Origin of the sequence: Arthrobacter sp. UM1 (assembly GCF_020483305.1) — a bacterium.
Lineage (GTDB): Bacteria > Actinomycetota > Actinomycetes > Actinomycetales > Micrococcaceae > Falsarthrobacter.
In genome coordinates this window covers 1-18,792 of the sequence record NZ_JACWAB010000010.1, presented here as the reverse complement: position 1 = coordinate 18,792, position 18,792 = coordinate 1, and the positions used below count along the sequence as shown (strand labels likewise).

Sequence of the window (18,792 nt, the reverse complement as noted above, 5' to 3'; positions counted from 1 at the left end):
CCATGGCCACCACCACGATGACGATCGCGAAGGCGATCAACGCAGGTCTCCGCACGGTCCTCGAGACCAATGAGAAGTCGCTCGTCATGGGCGAGGACGTGGGCGCGCTCGGCGGCGTCTACCGCATCACCGAGGGGCTGCAGAAGGACTTCGGCAAGAGCCGGGTCATCGACTCGCCGCTGGCGGAGTCCGCGATCATCGGCACCGCGATCGGCATGGCCATCCGCGGGTACCGGCCCCTCTGCGAGATCCAGTTCGACGGGTTCATCTTCCCGGCGTTCGACCAGATCACCACGCAGCTGGCCAAGTACCGCTCCCGCAGCGGCGGCAAGTTCGGCACGCCGGTGGTCATCCGCGTCCCCTACGGCGGCGGCATCGGGTCCATCGAGCATCACAGCGAGTCGCCTGAGGCGCTGTTCGCCCACACGGCCGGACTGCGCATCATCACCCCGTCCAACCCGAACGACGCCTACTGGATGATCCAGCAGGCCGCCGTGAGCGAGGACCCGGTCCTCGTCTTCGAGCCGAAGCGGCGCTACTGGGTCAAGGGCGAGGTGGACACCGAGCAGGACCCCGGCAGCCCGCACAAGGCCAAGGTGGTCCGCGAAGGCACGGACGCCACGATCGTGGCCTACGGGCCCCTCGTGGCCACCGCCCTCGCCGCCGCCCAGGCCGCCGAAGAGGAGGGTCGCAGCATCGAGGTGGTGGACCTGCGCTCCATCTCTCCCATCGACTTCGACACGGTCACGGCGTCCGCGCAGAAGACCGGCCGCGTCGTCGTCACCCACGAGGCCCCCGTGTTCGCGGGCATCGGCGGAGAGATCGCGGCCCGCGTCACCGAGCGGGCCTTCCTCTCCCTCGAGGCGCCCATCCTCCGCGTGGGCGGCTTCCACATGCCGTACCCCGTGGCCAAGGTCGAGGAGGAGTACCTCCCCGATGTGGACAAGCTCCTCACCGCCGTCGACCGCACCTTCACCTATTAGGAGCCCTCACCGTGAGCGCACAGATCTTCAAGCTGCCCGACGTCGGCGAGGGCCTCACCGAAGCCGAGATCACCTCGTGGAAGGTGGCGGAGGGGGACGCCGTCGAGCTCAACCAGGTGGTCCTCGAGATCGAGACCGCCAAGTCCCTCGTGGAGCTTCCCTGCCCCTTCGAGGGGACGCTGACCCGCCAGCTCGTCTCCGAGGGGGAGACGGTCTCCGTGGGCACCCCCATCTACGAGGTCTCGGGGGAGGGCGACGACGACGCCTCCGACGGCCAGGCCCCGCAGGAGGGCGCGCCGCGGCTCAAGGCCGGGGAGAGCTCGGACGAGGCCATGAAGCCGCTCGTCGGGACCGGGCCCAAGGCCGAGTCCTCGGGGCGCCGGCGCCGTCGTGCCCCGCAGGGCGGCCAGGCCGCCGGTTCGCCGGGAACGGGAGCGCAGGCCGCCCCGGAGGCTGAGGCCCCGCAGGGCGAGCGCCCGGCGCCGGTCCAGGACATCGTCAACACCGCCGCGTACCCGCCCGCGGGAGACGCGCCGGAGAGCCCGAGCGACGCCGACCTCGGCGGCCGCCCCCTCGCCAAGCCGCCGGTGCGCAAGGCCGCCAAGGACGCGGGCGTGGACCTCGCTGAGGTCGCGGCGAGCGGCCAGCACGGAGAGGTGACGCGCAAGGACCTCGAGGAGTACCTGGCCGGGCGGGGCGCCCAGGGTGCCGGCTCCGGAAACGGCGCGGGTTCCGGCTCGGCTGGAGGGGCGGGCGCGTCCGGCGCCGGCGGCCAGGGCGCGCAGCCTGCCGCCGCGCGGGGCTTCTCCGGCGAGACCGAGCGCATCCAGGTCAAGGGCGTCCGCAAGATGACGGCCCAGGCGATGGTCAGCTCGGCGTTCTCGGCGCCGCACGTCTCGATCTTCAAGGAGGTCGACGCGAGCGCCACGATGGAGCTCGTCCAGAAGCTCAAGCAGCGCAAGGACTACGAGGGCGTCAGGGTCTCGCCGCTGCTCGTCGTGGCCAAGGCGGTCATCTACGCGATCGAGCGGAACCCGAACGTCAACGCGGCGTGGACGGACGAGGAGATCTTCGTCAAGCACTTCGTCAACCTCGGCATCGCCGCGGCCACCCCGCGCGGCCTCGTGGTGCCGAACATCAAGAACGCGCACGCGCTCAGCCTCCGCGAGCTGGCCGTGGCCATCGGGGACCTCACCGCGACGGCGCGCGACGGCAAGACCCAGCCCGCCGAGATGCAGAACGGCACGTTCACCATCACCAACGTCGGCTCGCTCGGCGTGGACACGGGAACTCCCATCATCAACCCGGGCGAGGTGGGCATCCTCGCGTTCGGCTCGATCCGGAAGAAGCCGTGGGTGGTGGAGGACGAGATCGTGCCGCGCTGGGTGACCACCGTGGGCGGCTCGTTCGACCACCGCCTCGTGGACGGCGACCTCGCCGCACGGTTCGTCTCCGACGTGGCGAGCGTCCTCGAGGACCCGATGGTCCTCCTCGGCTGAGGGCCCTCGACACGACGTCGGGCCCCGCTCCGTGAGTCCGGCACCGCAGCACCGACCAGACAGGACAGCGCGCATGACCTCTTCAGATTCGCACGGGTCCGCCCGGACCGGGGCTGCCCAGGCCGCCACGGTGGCGACCCCGGACGGGCCGTTCACGGTGATCGTGCGGGAGGGGGCCGTGCTCGCCTCCGGCTGGTCCTCGTCCGCGGAGGAGCTCGCCGGGCTCATCCACCCGAGGCTCCGCCCGGACTCCCTCGAGCCCGTTGACGCCGACGACGACCGCCTCGCCCCCGCCGTCCGCGCCGTGCGCGCGTACTACGAGGGCGACCTGGCCGCACCGCGCTCCGTCCCCGTGGAGCAGGACTCGGGCGAGTTCCTCGTGGCGGCCTGGTCCGCCCTGCGGGACGTGAAGCCGGGAGAGCGCATCACGTACACGGAGTACGCCGAGCGGGCCGGCCGTCCGGCAGCGGTTCGTGCTGCGGCGAGCGCATGCGCCAAGAACGCGGCGGCGCTGTTCGTGCCGTGCCACCGGATCGTCCGCACGGACGGCGGCCTCGGCGGCTTCCGCTACGGCGAGGGCGTCAAAGAGAGCCTGCTGAAGCGCGAGGCGGCGGCCCGCGGCTGAGCGCCCAGCCTGAGCCCGGGCTCGCGCTCCGCTCCGTCCACCGGCCCAGCCGCGGGTCAGCCCCGGCCTGAGCCAGGTCCGCCCGGCTAGAAGGCTCCGCCGGCGAGCTCGCGGCCGCCGTCGTCGTCGGCCTTCTCGAGGGCCGCGAGGATGACCGGCTCCAGCCGGTCCAGCCCCTGCTCGATCTGCTCGGGCGTGACGTTGGAGAAGGCGAGGCGCAGGCGGTTGTCGGGCTCGTCGCCGGGGGTGAAGGCGGCGCCGGGGATGACGACCACGCCGGCGTCGATGCCCTGGTGCATGAGGGGGTAGGTGTCGACGCCTTCGGGCAGCGTCATCCAGACGAAGAACCCGCCCTCGGGGACCGTCCAGCTGACGCCCTCGACGCCGCCGAAGCGCCGCTCGAGGCCCGCGAGCATCGCCTGGCACCGCTCCTTGTACAGGGCACGGGAGGCGGAGATGGCGCCGCGCCAGTCCATCGAGTCGAGGTACTCCGAGACGAGCATCTGCGTCACCGTGGACGGTGCGAGCACCACGGCCTCGGCCGCGAGGTAGAAGCGGCGGAACAGCGCCTTGGGCACCACGGCCCAGCCGACGCGCACGCCCGGGGCCAGGATCTTGGAGAACGAGCCCAGGTAGACGACGCTGTCCGGGTTGTCGGCCACGAGGGGGCGGAACGGCTCGCCGTCGAACTTGAGGAGGCCGTAGGGGTTGTCCTCGAGGACCAGCACGTTCGCGCTGCGGCAGATGTCCACCACCGGCTGGCGGCGCTCCGGGGCGAGCGAGATGCCGGACGGGTTGTTGAAGCTCGGGATCGTGTAGAGCATCTTGACGCGCTTTCCGGCCGACTGCAGCGCCGCAATGGTGCGCTCCAGCTCCTCCGGGACGATCCCGTGCTCGTCCGTGGCCACCGGGACCACCTCCGCGTTGTACACCTCGAACGCGTTGAGCGCGCCCACGTAGGTGGGGTCCTCGGCGAGGATGACGTCGCCCTCGTCGACGAACACCTTGGCGGCCACGTCCTGCGCGAACTGCGAGCCCGTGGTCACGAGCACGTCCTCCCAGTCCACCCCCGGCGCGCCCTCGAGCGCCATGACCTCGGTGATCTGCCTGCGCAGCCGCTCCATGCCGGTTCCCACGCCGTAGTTGAGGGACTCCGCGGGGTCCTCGACGACGACGCGCCGTGCCGCCTCCCCGAGCTCGTCCACCGGCAGGGCGCCGAGGTTGGGGCTGCCGCTCGCGAAGGAGACGAGGCCCGGCTGGACGGAGAGGTCGAAGACGTCGCGGATGGGCGACTGCTTGATCCGGCCCGAGCGCGTGGAGAAGAGGGCTTCGAGGGGATTGGAAAGAGAGTTGTGCGTCACATTCTCCAGCGTAGCGGGCGGGGGTGGTCCTCGGGAGCTCGACCCCTCCACGTCGTTCCTCCACCTCGTCCCTCCACCTCGTCCCCTCCACCTCGTTTGTTGCGAGTTGGAGGAAAGGGGCCGCTCATTCCTCCAACTCGCAACAGACGATGAGCGTAGCGGGTGGGGCGGGGGCTCGAGCGGCGGGATGGGGCGGGGCTCGAGCGGCGGGATGGGGCGCCGTTGGGGAGAGACGTCAGCACGGTGCCCCTCGTGAGCGGAGCCCGCGCCGGATGCGCTCCACCGCAGGACTCCACGTGGGCCAGGCCATCCCCGCGTGCACCTCGACGAGCAGCCAGCCGGCGTCTTCGAGCAGCGCCCGCTTGTCGATGTCGGCCTTGGACCTCGACTCGCCGAAGTGATGGGCGCATTGGTATTCGACGGCGACTCGCCACTCGGGGAAGGCCAGGTCGGGCGGAGGCAGGGGCCGGCCCTCAGCCGAGAGCAGCGTGGGGTTGCAGACCGGCTCGGGCAGTCCGGCCTCGGCCAGGGCAAGCCGGAGGCGGGTCTCCTGCGGGGAGTCGCTCCCGACCCGCGCGAGGGACACGGCCTCGGCCAGCGCCCGCTTGCCCTTCACCGGTCCGAGGCTGCTCAGCCAGGCCGAGAGCTCGGGCAGGCGCGCATACGGCTCGAGCCTGTCCTCGTAGGTGAAGCGGGGGATCCTGACGGCCCAGTCGACGGCGCAGACGAGGTCCGGCACGCTCCACGTCCGGGCCAGCAGAAGCAGGGTTCGCCGGATCGACGTCACCGGCGGGTCGAGGCCCTCTAGCCGGACGAGGTCCTCCGCAGGCACGTTCGTGCGCCAGACCTTGACCTCCTTCCGGCGGGAGGTGTTGGCCGCAGCAGATCGCGCGAAGTGGAGTGTTCCAGAGGCAACGGAGTGAGGGGAACCGGCAGAGGCCTTGACGGAGGCCGCGGCATTGACGGAGGAACCGGCCGGGGCCGGGGCCCCGGCAGGGGCCGAGGGCGAGGCGAAGGCACCGCGCGGAGGCAGGGGCATGCCGAGGAGAACTGCCGCCGTCTCGTGCGTCACCGCCGAGCCGGGGAGGAGACTGGCGAGGGCGTTGGCCTTGGCCACAAGCTCGAGACGAGCGCGGTGCCCCGACGGCGGAGCGGCACCGACGGCCGTGGCTGGACCCCACACCCCGTAGGAATGGCGGAAGAAGTAAGGGGAGTCCGTCTTGAGCTGGCCCATTCCGGCCCGCGTGGCCTGGCGCGTGGTGAACGCGGGTGGAAAGGAGCTCGGCGGGATTCGAGGGCGGCGCATATCCCAAGGGTGTCGTCCTCGAGGCGCCTGCGGAGCCGCGCTTCTCCTGTATGTGGACAACGAGACCGGCCCGTGAGCGGGCATCCACACGGAGAGTCTCTCCGGGGCCCTTTTGCGGCCGGGTCCATCGTCTGACGGGGCATCCTCGTCTGACGATGCTCCTCGCCTGACGATGCTCCTCGTCTGTTGCGAGTTGGAGGAAAGAGGCCGCCCATTCCTCCAACTCGCAACAAACGAGGGGGCTTTTTTTGGGGGGGGGCTTGGGGCAGACGAGGCGAAGAAGGGGAGAGGGCTTGGTCCCTACCCCTGCTCCCCGGAGCGCTGGAGCTTCCGGACCGAGACGTAGTGGCTCGTCTCCTGCCCGGAGAACTCCAGCAGCGCCCCGGTGAGCGCGATGACGTGCACGGCCGTCAGGACGAACGAGCTGCCGCCGGAGGCGTAGTACTCGAACGCGGACGCGGCCACCGAGAGGATCGTCATCACCATGAGCAGCATCCGGGCGGCCTGCGAGCCGTGGAACATCATCCAGAGGAACAGCAGCTGCAGCAGGAACAGGCCGCCGATCACGGCGAGCACCGCCACCGAGATCCCGGACCGCGCCGAGGCCTGGTCCGCCCCGGACAGTCCGGAGACGAGGCCGCCCACGGAGAGGTCGCTCCAGAAGTCGTCCCAATGCCAGACGTCGATGCCGATCTTCGTGAGCCCCAGCAGCCCCGACCCCACGAGCAGCAGGGTCCCGAGGAAGATCGAGAACGGCCGCTGCACGAGCGACTTCTGCTTCGCCTCCCCGCGAGCCGACCGGTTGAGCGGGCTCGCCTCGCGCAGATCGGAGAGCGAGAGCCTCTCCGCGTTCGCCGCCATCTGGTGCGCCTTGTACTGGCGGTCCGTCTCCTCGGCGGCTTTCCGGGCCTCCGCCGTCGTGCTCACGTCCCCGAGCTGGAGGATCGGGAGGGAGCCGTCGGTCTGGATCTGGTCGCCGCCGCCGTTGCGGGAGTGATACCCGCTCGAGAAGTGCTCGATGACGTCCACGCCGATGCTCCCGTCCGCGTCGGTGACGGAGCTGACGAGGAAGTCGCGCTCGCGGTCGGTGTCCGAGGCGATGTGGTGCGTGACCTGGAGGGTGAAGAGGCTGACGCCGACGCTCTTGTCGTACGTGGAGGCCGCGACCCAGTCGACGTCGCGCCCGCCGGGCAGCCGCCAGTCCTCCTCGCAGCGCCAGAACCGGACGTGGTGGCGCTCGGAGGGGTGCTCCTCGCTCTCCTTCTCGTACGCGAGGTCCTGGATGCGGTCGAAGAGCATGAGCGGGGAGACCGGGGCGGTCGGGTAGGACTTCCGTGTGAGCGTCGAGGCGATGATCTTGCCCGACGACGCCGCCGTCACCGGGTCAGCCAGCCTCCAGCCCGCGGCCGTCATCGCGGTGTGGAGCTGGGCCGTGGAGCCGTTGAGCGCCAGGTTGATCGGGTCGCCGAGCAGGCCGTCCGAGGTGCGGGCGCGCCCGATGAAATAGTGCGGCACGTAGATGTCCGCGAGGATCTTGTTCATCCGCGGCAGCGTCAGGTAGCTGATGGCGCCCCACAGGGGGATGAGGAGCAGGATGGACCAGACGCCGTAGGCGAGCGCCCGGGTGAGCAGGAACCAGGCCATCCAGAGCGACGCGAGGCCTGCCGCGATGAGGAACACTCGGTCCGCGGCCGCGAGCGGGGAGACCTTGAGGCGGGACTTCGAGGCGCGGCGCCGACGGCGGCCGGCAGAGGTGCCGCGCCGGTCTGTGCCGCCGGGGGTTCTTGACCGGTCGGCGTTGCCGGGGGTGTCTGTGCGGTCGGTGCCGCCGGGGGCGTCTGTGCGGTCCCGGCCGCCGGACTCGCTCAGGTCTCCGGTCCGGCTGTCGTGGGATTCCGGCTCGTTCTCCCGTGGGCTGTTCTGGGACATGGGTGCGATCCTAGCGCGCCGCGGCCTGTGGGCCCTGGCCCCGGCCCACGGGCGCTCGTTTGTTGCGAGTTGGAGGAATGAAACGGTCTATTCCTCCAACTCGCAACAGATGAGGGAGTTTTGTTGGGAGTGAGGGCCGGGGAGGCGGCCCGTCCGGGACTAGACCAGCTCGGACTCGAGGCCGTGCGCCGCGGCGACGTCCCGGTTGGTGAGCTTGCCGTCCTGGACGTTGAGGCCGAGCGCGAAGCCCTCGTCCGAGGCGAGCGCCTTCTCCACGCCGAGGTTCGCGAGCTTGATCGCGTACGGCAGCGTGACGTTCGCGAGGGCCGCGGTGGACGTGTGGGAGACGCCGCCCGGCATGTTCGCGACGCAGTAGAAGACGGCGTCGTGGACGTTGAACGTCGGGTCCTGGTGCGTCGTCGCGTGGGAGTCGGCGAAGCAGCCGCCCTGGTCGATCGCGATGTCCACGAGGACCGAGCCCGGGCGCATCTGGGCGACCATCTCGTTCGTGACGAGCTTCGGGGCCTTGGCGCCGGGGATGAGGACCGAGCCGATGACGAGGTCCGCGTCCACGACCTCGCGCTCGACGTTGAGCTTGTTCGAGGCGAGGGTGGTCAGGCGCGCGCCGTAGAGGGCGTCGAGCTCGCGGAGGCGGTCGATGTTGATGTCGATGACCGTGACGTGCGCGCCGAGGCCCATGGCCATGACGGCCGCGTTGGTGCCGGCGACGCCCGCGCCGAGGATGACCACCTTGGCCGGCTTGACGCCCGGCACACCGCCGAGGAGCTTGCCGGAGCCGCCGTACGGGGCCATGAGCGCGTGGGCGCCCATCTGGATGGACAGGCGGCCCGCGACCTCGGACATCGGGGCGAGCAGCGGGAGCGCGCGGCCGCGGCGGACCGTCTCGAACGCGATGGCCGTGACGCCCGACTCCATGAGGCGGCGGGTCAGCTCCGGCTCGGCGGCGAGGTGCAGGTACGCGAAGAGGATGAGGCCCTTGCGGAAGCGGTGGTACTCGGACTCGACCGGCTCCTTGACCTTGAGGATCATGTCGGCCTTGGCCCAGAGCTCGTCGGCGTCGTCGACGATCGTGGCGCCCGCCGTCACGTACTCCTCGTCCGTGATGCCGGAGCCGAGGCCGGCGCCCTTCTCGACGAAGACCTCGTGGCCTGCGGCGACGAGCTCGAAGACGCCCGCGTCCGTGGCGCCGACGCGGAACTCGTTGTTCTTGACCTCGCGGGGGATGGAAATGCGCATGTCGCTCCTTTGCGTGGGGCTGGCCCTGCTGGTGGGGGTCGGCGGGGCTGCTGCAGCTGCCCCGGCCCGTGTTCTGACCTGTGTTCTGGCCCGATTTCTTGCCCGTGCGGGCTGAGCCAGGCCGGCCGGCTCCGGGCGGAGCGGGCGCGGGCCATGGCGGTGCCCGTGGTGTTCCAGACCACTGTAGGTGCGGTTTCGCCCCGGGATTCCGGGGTTTTCAAGGGCGACGACGGCGGCCGCCCCGCCGATCCGCGGCACGTCCCGGGAGGGTGGCCTGCGGGGTTCGACATCTGTCTAAGCCCGGATGGACAAATGTCTACGTTCGTTGAGGGAGGCCCTCCTCGGTTTGTGGGCCGGGTTCCCTCCCCTCCCTCCTTCCCCTCCCCTTTCCCCTTTCCCGCCCCTTTTCACCGGTTTGTGGCGCGTTTCGTGCGAAATCAGGCCCGATTCTGCACGAAACGCGCCACAAACCGAGAGGGGAGGGCGGTAGGGGCGTCATGAACGGGGGAAGGGGCGGCGAGGCCGTCCGGGCCCGGGGGCTCACTGACTTGAGCGCCCCTTCCGGCGAGCCCGCCGCCACCAGAGCCCGATGCCCAGCAGCCCGGCCGCGAAGAGGAGAGCGCCGGGGTCGAGGGCTGAGCCGTCGGTGAGGCGCCCGATCACCAGACTGAGGAGCAGTCCGGCCCCCGCCATGACGACGCATCCCGAACAACATCCGCTCGTGCAGTTGTCTGTGGCGGCGGTGCAGGAGTCTGCTTCGCGACACGGGGGCGGCTGAGACTCGGGTGCAGCGGCGTGCAGGTGCAGGTGCTGCTGGGTGTGGGCCCGGGGCTTGTCGGCGTCGTCGTGCATGGGAACAAAGGTCCGGGAGGGACGCCGATTTAGTCAACCGAACGTTTTGGCCACGAGGAGCGCGGCTGATTCCGTCCGGGCCCCCGCTCTCACGGCAACCCCCTGGGTTTGTGGCGCGTTTCGTGCGAAATCGGGCCGGATTTCGCACGAAACGCGCCACAAATCGGAGATGGGAGGGGGCAGAGAGGGGGCAGAGGGGGGTGGGAGCGGCTAGCCCCGCACCCGCACCCGCTCCCGCAGGCCGGCGATGAGGGAGGTGAGGGCGAGCTCGAAGGCGCGGTCGGCGGTGGTGCGCGCGTCCTCGGTCCGCAGCCTCGTCAGCCGCGAGAACGTGGGCGCGAGCTCCTCCAGCGACCCCGGCGAGAAGATGTCCGCGGGCGCCGATGCGTCATAGGCCGCGCCGAACACGAGCGCCTCCACGCCCACGATCACGTCCACGATGTCCGCCTCCGCAAGCCCGGCCTCGGCCAGCCCCTGGCTCACGCGCTCGTACATCTTGAGGGTCTCGGGGGAGTCGGCCACGGGCAGGACCGCCACCACGGGGATGAGGTCCGTGTGCTCGATGAACCGCCGCCGGTACGAGTGCGCCCACGCGTGCAGCGCCCGGTCCCACGGCTCGGTCTCGAACGCGGTGCAGTCGATCGACGCATTGAGCCGCTCCTGGATGAGCACCAGGATCTCCTGCTTGGACGAGACGTGGTTGTAGATCGCCGAGCTCGAGACCCCCAGCCGCCCCGCGAGCGCCGGCATCGTCAGGGCCCGGTAGTCCTTCTCCCGCACCAGCTTCATCGCGGCGTCCGTGATCCGCTCCCGTGAGAGCAGGGGAGAGGCGGGGCGGCCGCGGGTGCGGGTTCGGGATCGGGTTCGGGGAGCGGCGGCGCGTTCAGTCACCCGTCCATTGTCTCAGGCCGCGGCTGGTGCGATGACGGTGATCCCGACGACGACGACGGCGGCGGCTCGGGCGGCAGTCCTCGGGTGGACGGATGCCCGGCTCGGAGTGCGGAAGGGGCTTGTGCACCCGGTTCGTTCGGATTTCCGCCTCGAAACCGAACAAACCGGGTGCACAAGCCTCGTGGGGCCGTACGGGCGGAGGTGCAGGGGCGGCGAGGCGAGGCGGCCGCCACGGCTGGGGCCGGACAGTTCCACAGGGTGGACCCCCTTGACGGCGAATGTGACCTGCGCCATGCTTGTGCACTAATAAATGAACTGGATTCATTTCTAGAGCGACCGTCCGGAGCCGGAACCGTGTCCCGCGAGGGCCCCTCCCGCGAGGCGCCCGGTTGCGAGTCCCCGAATCCTCACATCCGAATCTCCGAGTCCGAACCCTCAAGCCCGAATCCCCAACCGCCTCCCCACAGGCCTCACGCCACCAGGAGCACACCATGAGCCAGAACACCGCCAACACCAGCACCGGCCAGACCGCACGCGCTGGCGTCCCCGGACCGGCCACCGTCATCGAGCGCCGGGGCTCGCTCCAGCCCCAGACCGGCGTCACGAGCATCGGCAGCGAGGAGGTGCTGGAGTGCGACGTCGTCGTCATCGGCGCCGGACCCGCCGGCCTGCGCGCGGCGCGGGAGCTGACCGCGGCGGGGCACTCCGTCGCGGTCCTCGAGGCGCGGGACCGGGTGGGCGGCCGCACGTGGTCGCGGACGATCGACGGCGCGTTCCTCGAGATCGGCGGGCAGTGGGTCTCGCCGGACCAGACGGAGCTGCTCGGCCTGCTCGAGGAGCTCGGCATGGAGACGTTCCAGCGCTACCGCGAGGGCGCCAACGTGTACCTCGCGGACGGCCGCCGCCAGGAGTTCACGGGCGCCATGTTCCCCGCGAGCGAGCGCACGCAGGCCGAGATGGAGAAGGTCATCGAGGCGCTGGACGAGCTCGCCGAGGAGATCGGCCCGAACGAGCCGTGGGCGCACCCCAAGGCCCGTGAGCTGGACACGGTCACCTTCACCGAGTGGCTGCGCACCCAGACGGACGACGACGAGGCCCGCCGGAACATCGGCATCTTCCTCGCCGGAGGCATGCTGACGAAGCCGGCCCACGCCTTCTCCGCTCTCCAGGCCGTGCTCATGGCGGCCTCGGCGGGCTCGTTCTCCCACCTCGTGGACGAGGACTTCATCCTGGACCGCCGCGTGGTGGGCGGCATGCAGTCCGTCTCGGAGCGGCTGGCGGCGGACCTGCCCGAGGGTGCGGTGACGCTGGACTCGCCGGTGCGCAGCATCGTCTGGGGCGAGGACGGGGTGCTCGCCGTCTCGGACAGGAAGACCGTCCGCGCCCGGCGCGCGGTCCTCGCGGTCCCGCCGAACCTCTACTCCCGCATCTCGTTCGACCCGCCGCTGCCGTGGCTGCAGCAGCAGATGCACCAGCACGTCTCGATGGGCGTGGTCATCAAGGTCCACGCCGTCTACGAGACGCCGTTCTGGCGGGACAAGGGCCTCTCCGGCACCGGCTTCGGCGGCGACGAGCTCTGCCAGGAGGTCTACGACAACACGAACCACGGCGACTCGCGCGGCACCCTCGTGGCCTTCGTCTCCGACGAGCAGGCGGACGCCATGTTCCGCCTCACCCCCGAGGAGCGGCGCGAGCGGATCCTCGAGTCCGTCTCGCACTACCTCGGCGAGGAGGCGAAGAGCCCGGTGGTCTACTTCGAGTCGGACTTCGTCTCCGAGGAGTGGACGCGCGGCGCGTACGCCAACAGCTTCGGCCTCGGCGGCCTGAGCCGCTACGGCGCGGAGCAGAAGACGCCCGTCGGCCCGCTGCACTGGGCGTGCTCGGACGTGGCGGAAGAGGGCTACCAGCACGTGGACGGCGCGCTCCGCGAGGGGCGCCGCGCCGCCCGCGAGGTCTCCGAGGCGCTCGGCGGCAGTGCGGCCGACGGCGGGGACTCCCAGAACTCCGCCGCGAGCGGCACCGGGGGCCGGGCGTGACCCGGCGGCTCGAGCGGCTCCTCGTCGCGTACGGCGGCGACAAGCGCAGCGACGAGGCCCTCGCCCTCGGCGTCCAGATCGCCCGCGCCTCGGGTGCGGAGGTGGTCATCGGGCTCGTGGTCAAGACCGACGACCCCTACGGCCAGGCCTACCCTCCCACCGGCAGCGTGAGCGGCATCATCGAGGACCAGGCGAAGGGCTGGCTCGCCGACGCCCAGGCGAGTGTCCCCGACGACGTCCGCAGCCGCACCGTCCTCCGCCACCACGAGTCCGTGGCCACGGCGCTCCTCGAGATCGTGGAGGAGACCGGCGCGGAGCTCGTGGTGACGGGCTCCGGCACGGGCCTCGGCCGGGTGCGCGTCCACCCGGTCGTGGAGCAGCTCCTCCACAGCTCGCCCGTCCCGCTCGTGCTCGCGCCGCGGCGCTACAGGCCGGACGCGGGCCTGCGCGTCATCCTCGGCGCGGTCTCCCCGCAGCTCGAGGGCCAGGTGGTGAGCACGGCGGCCCGCTGGGGCCGGGATCTCGGGATCCCCTTCGGCCTCCTCACCTTCGCGGGCGCTGAGGGCGACGACGGCGCGCTCGCCTCCCGCCTCCGCGCCGCGACGGACGAGGCCGCCGCCCAGGCGGGGGCGGCGCAGGCGGAGGCCTCCGTCGGCACCGTCGCCGTTCAGACCGCGGACCCGCTCATCGGCTCGGCCCCCTCCCTCAAGAAGGCCGTGCGGAAGACGGACTGGCCGGAGGGCTCGGTGCTCGTCGTCGGATCCTCGAGGCTGGCCCAGCACCGGCGGATCTTCCTGGGCTCCACGGCCGCGCGGATCCTCGCCCACCTGCCCGTCCCGATGGTCGTGCTGCCGCGCGACGCCAAGCACGGCAGCCGCTGACGGGGCTCGCCCGTCCCGCCGACGGCGCGCCCCGCGCCCCGGCGTCCCGTCCGCACACCCTGAGCGTCCGGATCCCGGCCGATCCGTCCGCACCCAGCCTGTCCGCACACCCAGCCCGTCCGCACCCCGCATGACCGGACGCACCCCTGTATCCGCCCCCAGACCCCCACCCCTCCCCAGAGAAAGGAGCGGCCATGTCCCATGAAGCGCGCTCCCCGCACCCCGTCCCCGTTCCCGGCGACCGCCGGGCCCCCGTCCCCGGAGACGGCCCCGCGCCTGTCCCGGGCGACGAGACGAGCGACAAGGGCCTGAGCGCCGGCCAGATCGGCCTGCTCGGCTGCATCGTCATCGGCGTCTCCACGATCGCCCCCGCCTACACGCTCTCCGGCAGCATGGGCCCCACGGCCTCGGCGGTGGGGGAGCACCTGCCGGCGATCTTCATCGTGGGCTTCATCCCGATGCTCCTCGTGGCCGTGGGCTATCGGCAGCTCAACAAGGCCATGCCGGACTCCGGCACCACGTTCACGTGGGCGTCCAAGGCGTTCGGCCCGTGGGTCGGCTGGATGGCCAGCTGGGCGCTCCTCGCAGCGACCATCGTGGTCCTCTCCAACCTCGCCGGCATCGCGGTGGACTTCTTCTACCTGGCCCTGGCGCAGATCTTCCAGAACGACTCCCTCGCGGAGCTCACCCGCAACGTCCCCGTCAACGTGGGCACCTGCCTCGTCTTCATCGCCCTGGCCACGTGGGTGAGCTACCGCGGGCTCGAGGCCACGAAGCACGTGCAGACGGTCCTCGTGGCCCTCCAGATCGTGGTCCTCGTGTGGTTCTCCGTCGAGGCGCTCGTCAAGGCGCACGCCGGCGGGAATCCCGGCTCCATGCCCGTCAGCCTCGAGTGGTTCAATCCGTTCGGCGTGGGCTCGTTCTCCGCCTTCGCGGCCGGCGTCTCCCTCTCGGTGTTCGTGTACTGGGGCTGGGACGTCGTCGTCACCATGAACGAGGAGAGCCGCGAGGCCACCACCACCCCGGGCAAGGCCGCGACGGGCACGATGTTCGTCGTCGTCGGCCTCTACCTGCTCATCGCGATCGCCTGCCTCGCCTTCGCGGGCACGGGGGAGACGGGCAACGGGCTCGGGAACCCGGACATCCAGGAGAACGTCTTCGCGGCGCTCGCCTCGCCGGTCATGGGCCCGTTCGCGATCCTCATGTCCATCGCGGTGCTCTCCTCCTCCGCGTCCTCGCTGCAGTCCACGATGATCTCCCCGGCGCGCACGCTGCTCGCGATGGGCCACTACGGGGCGCTCGGCCCGCGGTACGCCCGGATCGACCGCCGCTTCCAGACGCCCGGATACGCCACGATCGTCTCCGCGGCCGTGGCGGCGGTGTTCTACGCGGTCATGCGCGTCATCTCGGAGAACGTCCTCTGGGACACGATCACCACGCTCGGCATGATGGTCTGCTTCTACTACGGGATCACGGCGCTCGCCTGCGTCTGGTACTTCCGGCGGCAGGCGTTCCGCTCCTTCCGCTCGGCGCTCTCCATGTTCGCGGCGCCCCTCGCGGGCGGCATCCTGCTGCTCGTGTTCTTCGTCCAGACCGCCGTGGACTCCATGGACCCCGAGTACGGATCCGGCTCCAACATCGGCGGCGTCGGCCTCGTGTTCATCCTCGGGGTGGCGATCTTCGTTCTCGGCATCGTCATCATGATCCTCCAGCGGGTCATCCGCCCGGCGTTCTTCCGGCGCCGGTTCGAGACCCTCGAGTACCCGGTGGACTAGGGGAGCGGCGGGTCCCGTCCCGGCGGCCCGCTGCTCTGTCCCGGCCCCCGCGGTCCGCCCCTTCTGATCTGTCCCGCCCATCCGCACCCGCTCTGCAAGGAAGCCTGAGTTGTATGTCTGACCACGCCGCATCTCCCGCCGCCCCCGCACCGGTCATGCCCCCGGAGTGGGCGCCGCACGAGGCCACGTGGATGGCCTACCCCACGGCCAACCAGACGTTCGGCCCCGAGGGCGGCGAGGACCTCGAACGGGCCCGCGCCGCCTGGGGCCGCGTGCTCCGCGTCATCGAGAAGTACGAGCCGGTCCGCCTCGCCGTGGATCCTGCAGACGCCGACGACGCCGCCCGCCGCTTCGCCGACCTCCTGCCGGACGCGGGGAGGGCGCCGTTGGGCGAGGAGCCGTCGGCCCGCGCGTCGTCCGAAGGGGATCCCTCCGGAGGGGATGCCTCCGGAGGGGATGCCTCCGGAGGGGCGCCCTCCGGCGGGGCGTCGTCCGGAGGGGAATCGTCCGGCCACGGCCTCGCGCTCGTGGAGATCCCCCTCGACGACGCGTGGATGCGGGACTCCGGCCCGAGCTTCGTGCACCGCGCGGACGGCTCGCTCGCGGGCGTGGACTGGACGTTCAACGGCTGGGGCGCCCAGGAGTGGGCCGCGTGGGACAAGGACGCGCAGGTGGGGCGGGCCGTGGCCCGGGAGGCCGGCGTCGAGGCCGAGTCCACCGGGCTCGTCAACGAGGGCGGCGGCTTCCACATCGACGGCCGCGGCACCGTCCTCCTCACCGAGACCGTCCAGATGGACCCGGGCCGAAACCCGGGGCGCTCGCGGGAGGAGATCGAGCGGGAGATCCACGCCCGCCTCGGCACGCGCCGCGCCGTCTGGCTCCCTCGCGGCCTGACGCGGGACTACGACGAGTTCGGGACGCGAGGCCACGTGGACATCGTGGCCGCCTTCACCGAGTCCGGGACGGTCCTCCTCCACCGCCAGGACGCCGAGTCCCACCCGGACCACGCCGTGACCCGCGAGCTCAAGGGCGTCCTCGCCTCCGCGCAGGACGCCCGCGGCGAGGCCCTGCGCGTCGTGGACGTCCCGGCCCCCTCCGCGCTCACCGACGACGACGGCGAGTCGACCGACTGGTCCTACATCAACCACTACGTGGGCAACGGGTTCGTGGCCCTCTGCGCGTTCGACGACCCGGCCGACGCCGAGGCCAAGCGCAACCTCGAAGAGGCCTACCCCGGCCGCACCGTCGAGCTCGTGGACGCCCGAGACGTCTTCCGCTTCGGCGGCGGCATCCACTGCATCACGCAGCAGCAGCCGGCGCCGCGGGCCGGCGAGCGCCCCGCCTCCGCGCCGTTCCACGTGGAACAAGCAGGCCAGCCCGCGGACTCCGAGGCCGCGCCTGCCCCTGCACAGAAGGAGGGACGGGCATGAGCGGCTCGGACCGCCCCGGGTTCGACGTCGTCGAGGCCTCGATCGCCGAGCTGCGCGCCGCCCTCGAGTCCGGCGAGGCCACGAGCGAGGGCCTCCTCGACGCCTACCTCGCCCGCATCGAGGCCTACGACGAGCAGGGACCCGAGCCGGGCGGGGACGGGCTGAACGCCGTCGTCGTCCGGAATTCCCGGGCGCGGGAGGAGGCGCGCGCCGCGGACGCCCGCCGCCGCGAGGGCCGCGTCCGCGGTCCGCTCGACGGCATCCCGTACACCGCCAAGGACAGCTACATGGCGGAGGGGCTGACGGTGGCGGCCGGCTCGCCCGCGTTCCGCGACCTCGTGGCGCAGCGCGACTCGTTCACCGTCGGCGTGCTGCGCGAGGCCGGCGCGGTGCTCATCGGCCTGACCAACATGCCGCCCATGGCGGACGGCGGCATGCAGCGCGGCGTCTACGGGCGCGCGGAGAGCCCCTACAGCGGCGAGTACCTCACGTCCGCGTACGGCTCCGGCTCCTCGAACGGCTCGGGGACGGCGACGGCGGCCAGCTTCGCCGCGTTCGGGCTCGGCGAGGAGACCTGGTCCTCGGGGCGGGCGCCGGCCTCGAACAACGCCCTCTGCGCGTACACCCCGTCCTGGGGCGTGCTGTCCATCCGGGGGAACTGGCCGCTGGTGCCCACGATGGATGTGGTCGTGCCGCACACCCGGACCATGGCGGACATGGCGGAGCTGCTCGACGTCATCGCGGTGGAGGACCCCGAGACCCGCGGCGACTTCTGGCGGGCCCAGCCGTGGATGGAGCTGCCGGCGCTCGCGGACGTGCGGCCGGACTCGTTCCGGGAGCTCGCGGGCCGGGCGGCGGCGTCCCCGGCGGAGGTGCTCGGCGGGCTGCGCGTGGCCGCGCCGCGGATGTTCCTCGGCACGGACGAGCAGGCCGGGACGGCCCCCGAGCCCGGCATCGGCGGGGCCACGGGGCAGCGCATCCGTCCGCGTGCGAGCGTCCTGGACCTCTTCGAGGCGGCCCGCGCGGACCTGGCCCGGGCCGGGGCGCGCGTGCGGGAGACGGACCTGCCGGTCGTGAGCAACTACGAGGGCGACCGTCCCGGCGCGCCCACCGTCCGGAACCGAGGCCTCGTCCCGGCGGAGTTCCTGCGCCTCGAGGCCGAAGAGCTCTCCGCGTGGGCGTGGGACGACTTCCTCCGCGCCAACGGCGACCCGGCCCTGCCCCGCCTCTCCGGCGTGGACGGCGCGCAGATCTTCCCGCACGAGGAGGGCACGCTGCCGGACCAGGCCGAGGGCTTCACCGAGATCGATCGGTACCCCGCCCTCGCCGCCGCCCTCGAGGCGCCGGACGGGTCCTGCCGGGTGCAGACTCCCGCGAACTTCGCCTCCGCAGGGCTGCCGGGCCTCGAGGAGGGGCTGCGCGGGCTGCTCGCCACCCGGGAGACGGACTGGGACGAGTGGCTGGAGCTGGAGGGGATCGACGTCGTCGCCTTCCCCACGCTCGCCGACGTGGCGCCCGCGGACTCGGACGTCAGCGTGGAGTCTGCCCGGATCGCGTGGAGCAACGGGGTGTGGGTGGCCAACGGCAACCTCGTGTGGCGGCACCTCGGCATCCCGACCGTGACCGTGCCGATGGGGACCATGCCGGACACCGGGATGCCCGTGGGCCTCACCTTCGCGGGCCGCGCCGGCGACGACGCCCGGCTGCTCGCCGTGGCCGCCGCGTTCGAGGCCACGGGCCGCCGCCGGACCGAGCCGCCCCGCACGCCCCGGCTGAGGTAGGGGCCGCCTCTTCCCAGGCCCGCCCCTCCGTCCCTCGTCCGTTTGTGGCGCGTTTCGTGCGATTTCGGGCCGGATTTCGCACGAAACGCGCCACAAATCCGGGGGGGGGGGGGGGGGGGGGGGGGGGGGGCCCGGGCCCCCCCCCCCCCACCCCACGGGGTTTACCCCGGGGGAGCAGCGAGGGCG

Annotated in this window: 13 protein-coding genes; 8 read left to right on the top strand and 5 right to left on the bottom strand. The window is 72.0% G+C overall.

Annotated elements, in window-relative coordinates:
• The first annotated feature begins 2 nt into the window (after nt 1–2).
• The 3 genes from H9I38_RS10005 to H9I38_RS09995 all read left to right on the top strand — a co-directional run bounded on the left by H9I38_RS10005 (nt 3) and on the right by H9I38_RS09995 (nt 3,107).
• Nucleotides 3–983 carry an alpha-ketoacid dehydrogenase subunit beta gene (locus H9I38_RS10005; protein ID WP_226338680.1) on the top strand — a complete coding sequence of 327 codons (981 nt, stop codon included), beginning with the start codon at nt 3–5 and terminating at the stop codon, nt 981–983.
• Nucleotides 984–994: 11 nt separating this feature from the next.
• Nucleotides 995–2,482 (top strand): dihydrolipoamide acetyltransferase family protein, encoded by a 1,488-nt coding sequence (locus tag H9I38_RS10000; protein ID WP_226338679.1) that lies wholly within the window; start codon nt 995–997, stop codon nt 2,480–2,482.
• Between the two features lie 73 nt (nt 2,483–2,555).
• On the top strand, nt 2,556–3,107 hold the full coding sequence (locus tag H9I38_RS09995; protein WP_226338678.1) for a methylated-DNA--[protein]-cysteine S-methyltransferase: 552 nt from the start codon (nt 2,556–2,558) through the stop codon (nt 3,105–3,107).
• An 86-nt stretch (nt 3,108–3,193) separates the two neighbouring features.
• Here the strand turns inward: H9I38_RS09995 and H9I38_RS09990 are convergent, their stop codons facing one another.
• The 5 genes from H9I38_RS09990 to H9I38_RS09970 all read right to left on the bottom strand — a co-directional run bounded on the left by H9I38_RS09990 (nt 3,194) and on the right by H9I38_RS09970 (nt 10,703).
• Nucleotides 3,194–4,468, bottom strand: coding sequence for a PLP-dependent aminotransferase family protein (locus H9I38_RS09990; RefSeq protein ID WP_226338677.1), 1,275 nt, complete (start codon nt 4,466–4,468; stop codon nt 3,194–3,196).
• A gap of 235 nt (nt 4,469–4,703) precedes the next feature.
• Nucleotides 4,704–5,774: a hypothetical protein gene (locus H9I38_RS09985; protein ID WP_226338676.1), complete on the bottom strand. Its 1,071-nt coding sequence runs from the start codon at nt 5,772–5,774 to the stop codon at nt 4,704–4,706.
• 300 nt (nt 5,775–6,074) lie between these two features.
• Complete coding sequence (locus tag H9I38_RS09980; RefSeq protein ID WP_226338675.1) at nt 6,075–7,703, bottom strand: LssY C-terminal domain-containing protein; 1,629 nt, start codon at nt 7,701–7,703, stop codon at nt 6,075–6,077.
• A 159-nt stretch (nt 7,704–7,862) separates the two neighbouring features.
• Entirely contained in the window at nt 7,863–8,960 is a 1,098-nt protein-coding gene (ald, locus tag H9I38_RS09975; protein ID WP_226338674.1) for an alanine dehydrogenase, read from the bottom strand.
• Between the two features lie 1,062 nt (nt 8,961–10,022).
• Nucleotides 10,023–10,703, bottom strand: coding sequence for a TetR/AcrR family transcriptional regulator (locus H9I38_RS09970; RefSeq protein ID WP_226338673.1), 681 nt, complete (start codon nt 10,701–10,703; stop codon nt 10,023–10,025).
• A gap of 491 nt (nt 10,704–11,194) precedes the next feature.
• Between H9I38_RS09970 and H9I38_RS09965 the strand changes: the two genes are divergently transcribed.
• The 5 genes from H9I38_RS09965 (at nt 11,195) to H9I38_RS09945 (ending at nt 18,606) form a co-directional block, all read left to right on the top strand.
• Entirely contained in the window at nt 11,195–12,739 is a 1,545-nt protein-coding gene (locus tag H9I38_RS09965; RefSeq protein ID WP_226338672.1) for an NAD(P)/FAD-dependent oxidoreductase, read from the top strand.
• Entirely contained in the window at nt 12,736–13,620 is an 885-nt protein-coding gene (locus H9I38_RS11010; RefSeq protein WP_226338671.1) for a universal stress protein, read from the top strand. Before H9I38_RS09965 ends, H9I38_RS11010 begins: the two co-directional genes overlap by 4 nt.
• Nucleotides 13,621–13,814: 194 nt before the next feature.
• Nucleotides 13,815–15,395: an APC family permease gene (locus H9I38_RS09955; RefSeq protein WP_226338670.1), complete on the top strand. Its 1,581-nt coding sequence runs from the start codon at nt 13,815–13,817 to the stop codon at nt 15,393–15,395.
• A gap of 113 nt (nt 15,396–15,508) precedes the next feature.
• Nucleotides 15,509–16,825, top strand: coding sequence for an agmatine/peptidylarginine deiminase (locus H9I38_RS09950; protein WP_226338669.1), 1,317 nt, complete (start codon nt 15,509–15,511; stop codon nt 16,823–16,825).
• Entirely contained in the window at nt 16,822–18,606 is a 1,785-nt protein-coding gene (locus tag H9I38_RS09945) for an amidase (RefSeq protein ID WP_226338668.1), read from the top strand. Before H9I38_RS09950 ends, H9I38_RS09945 begins: the two co-directional genes overlap by 4 nt.
• The last annotated feature ends 186 nt before the right edge of the window (nt 18,607–18,792 follow it).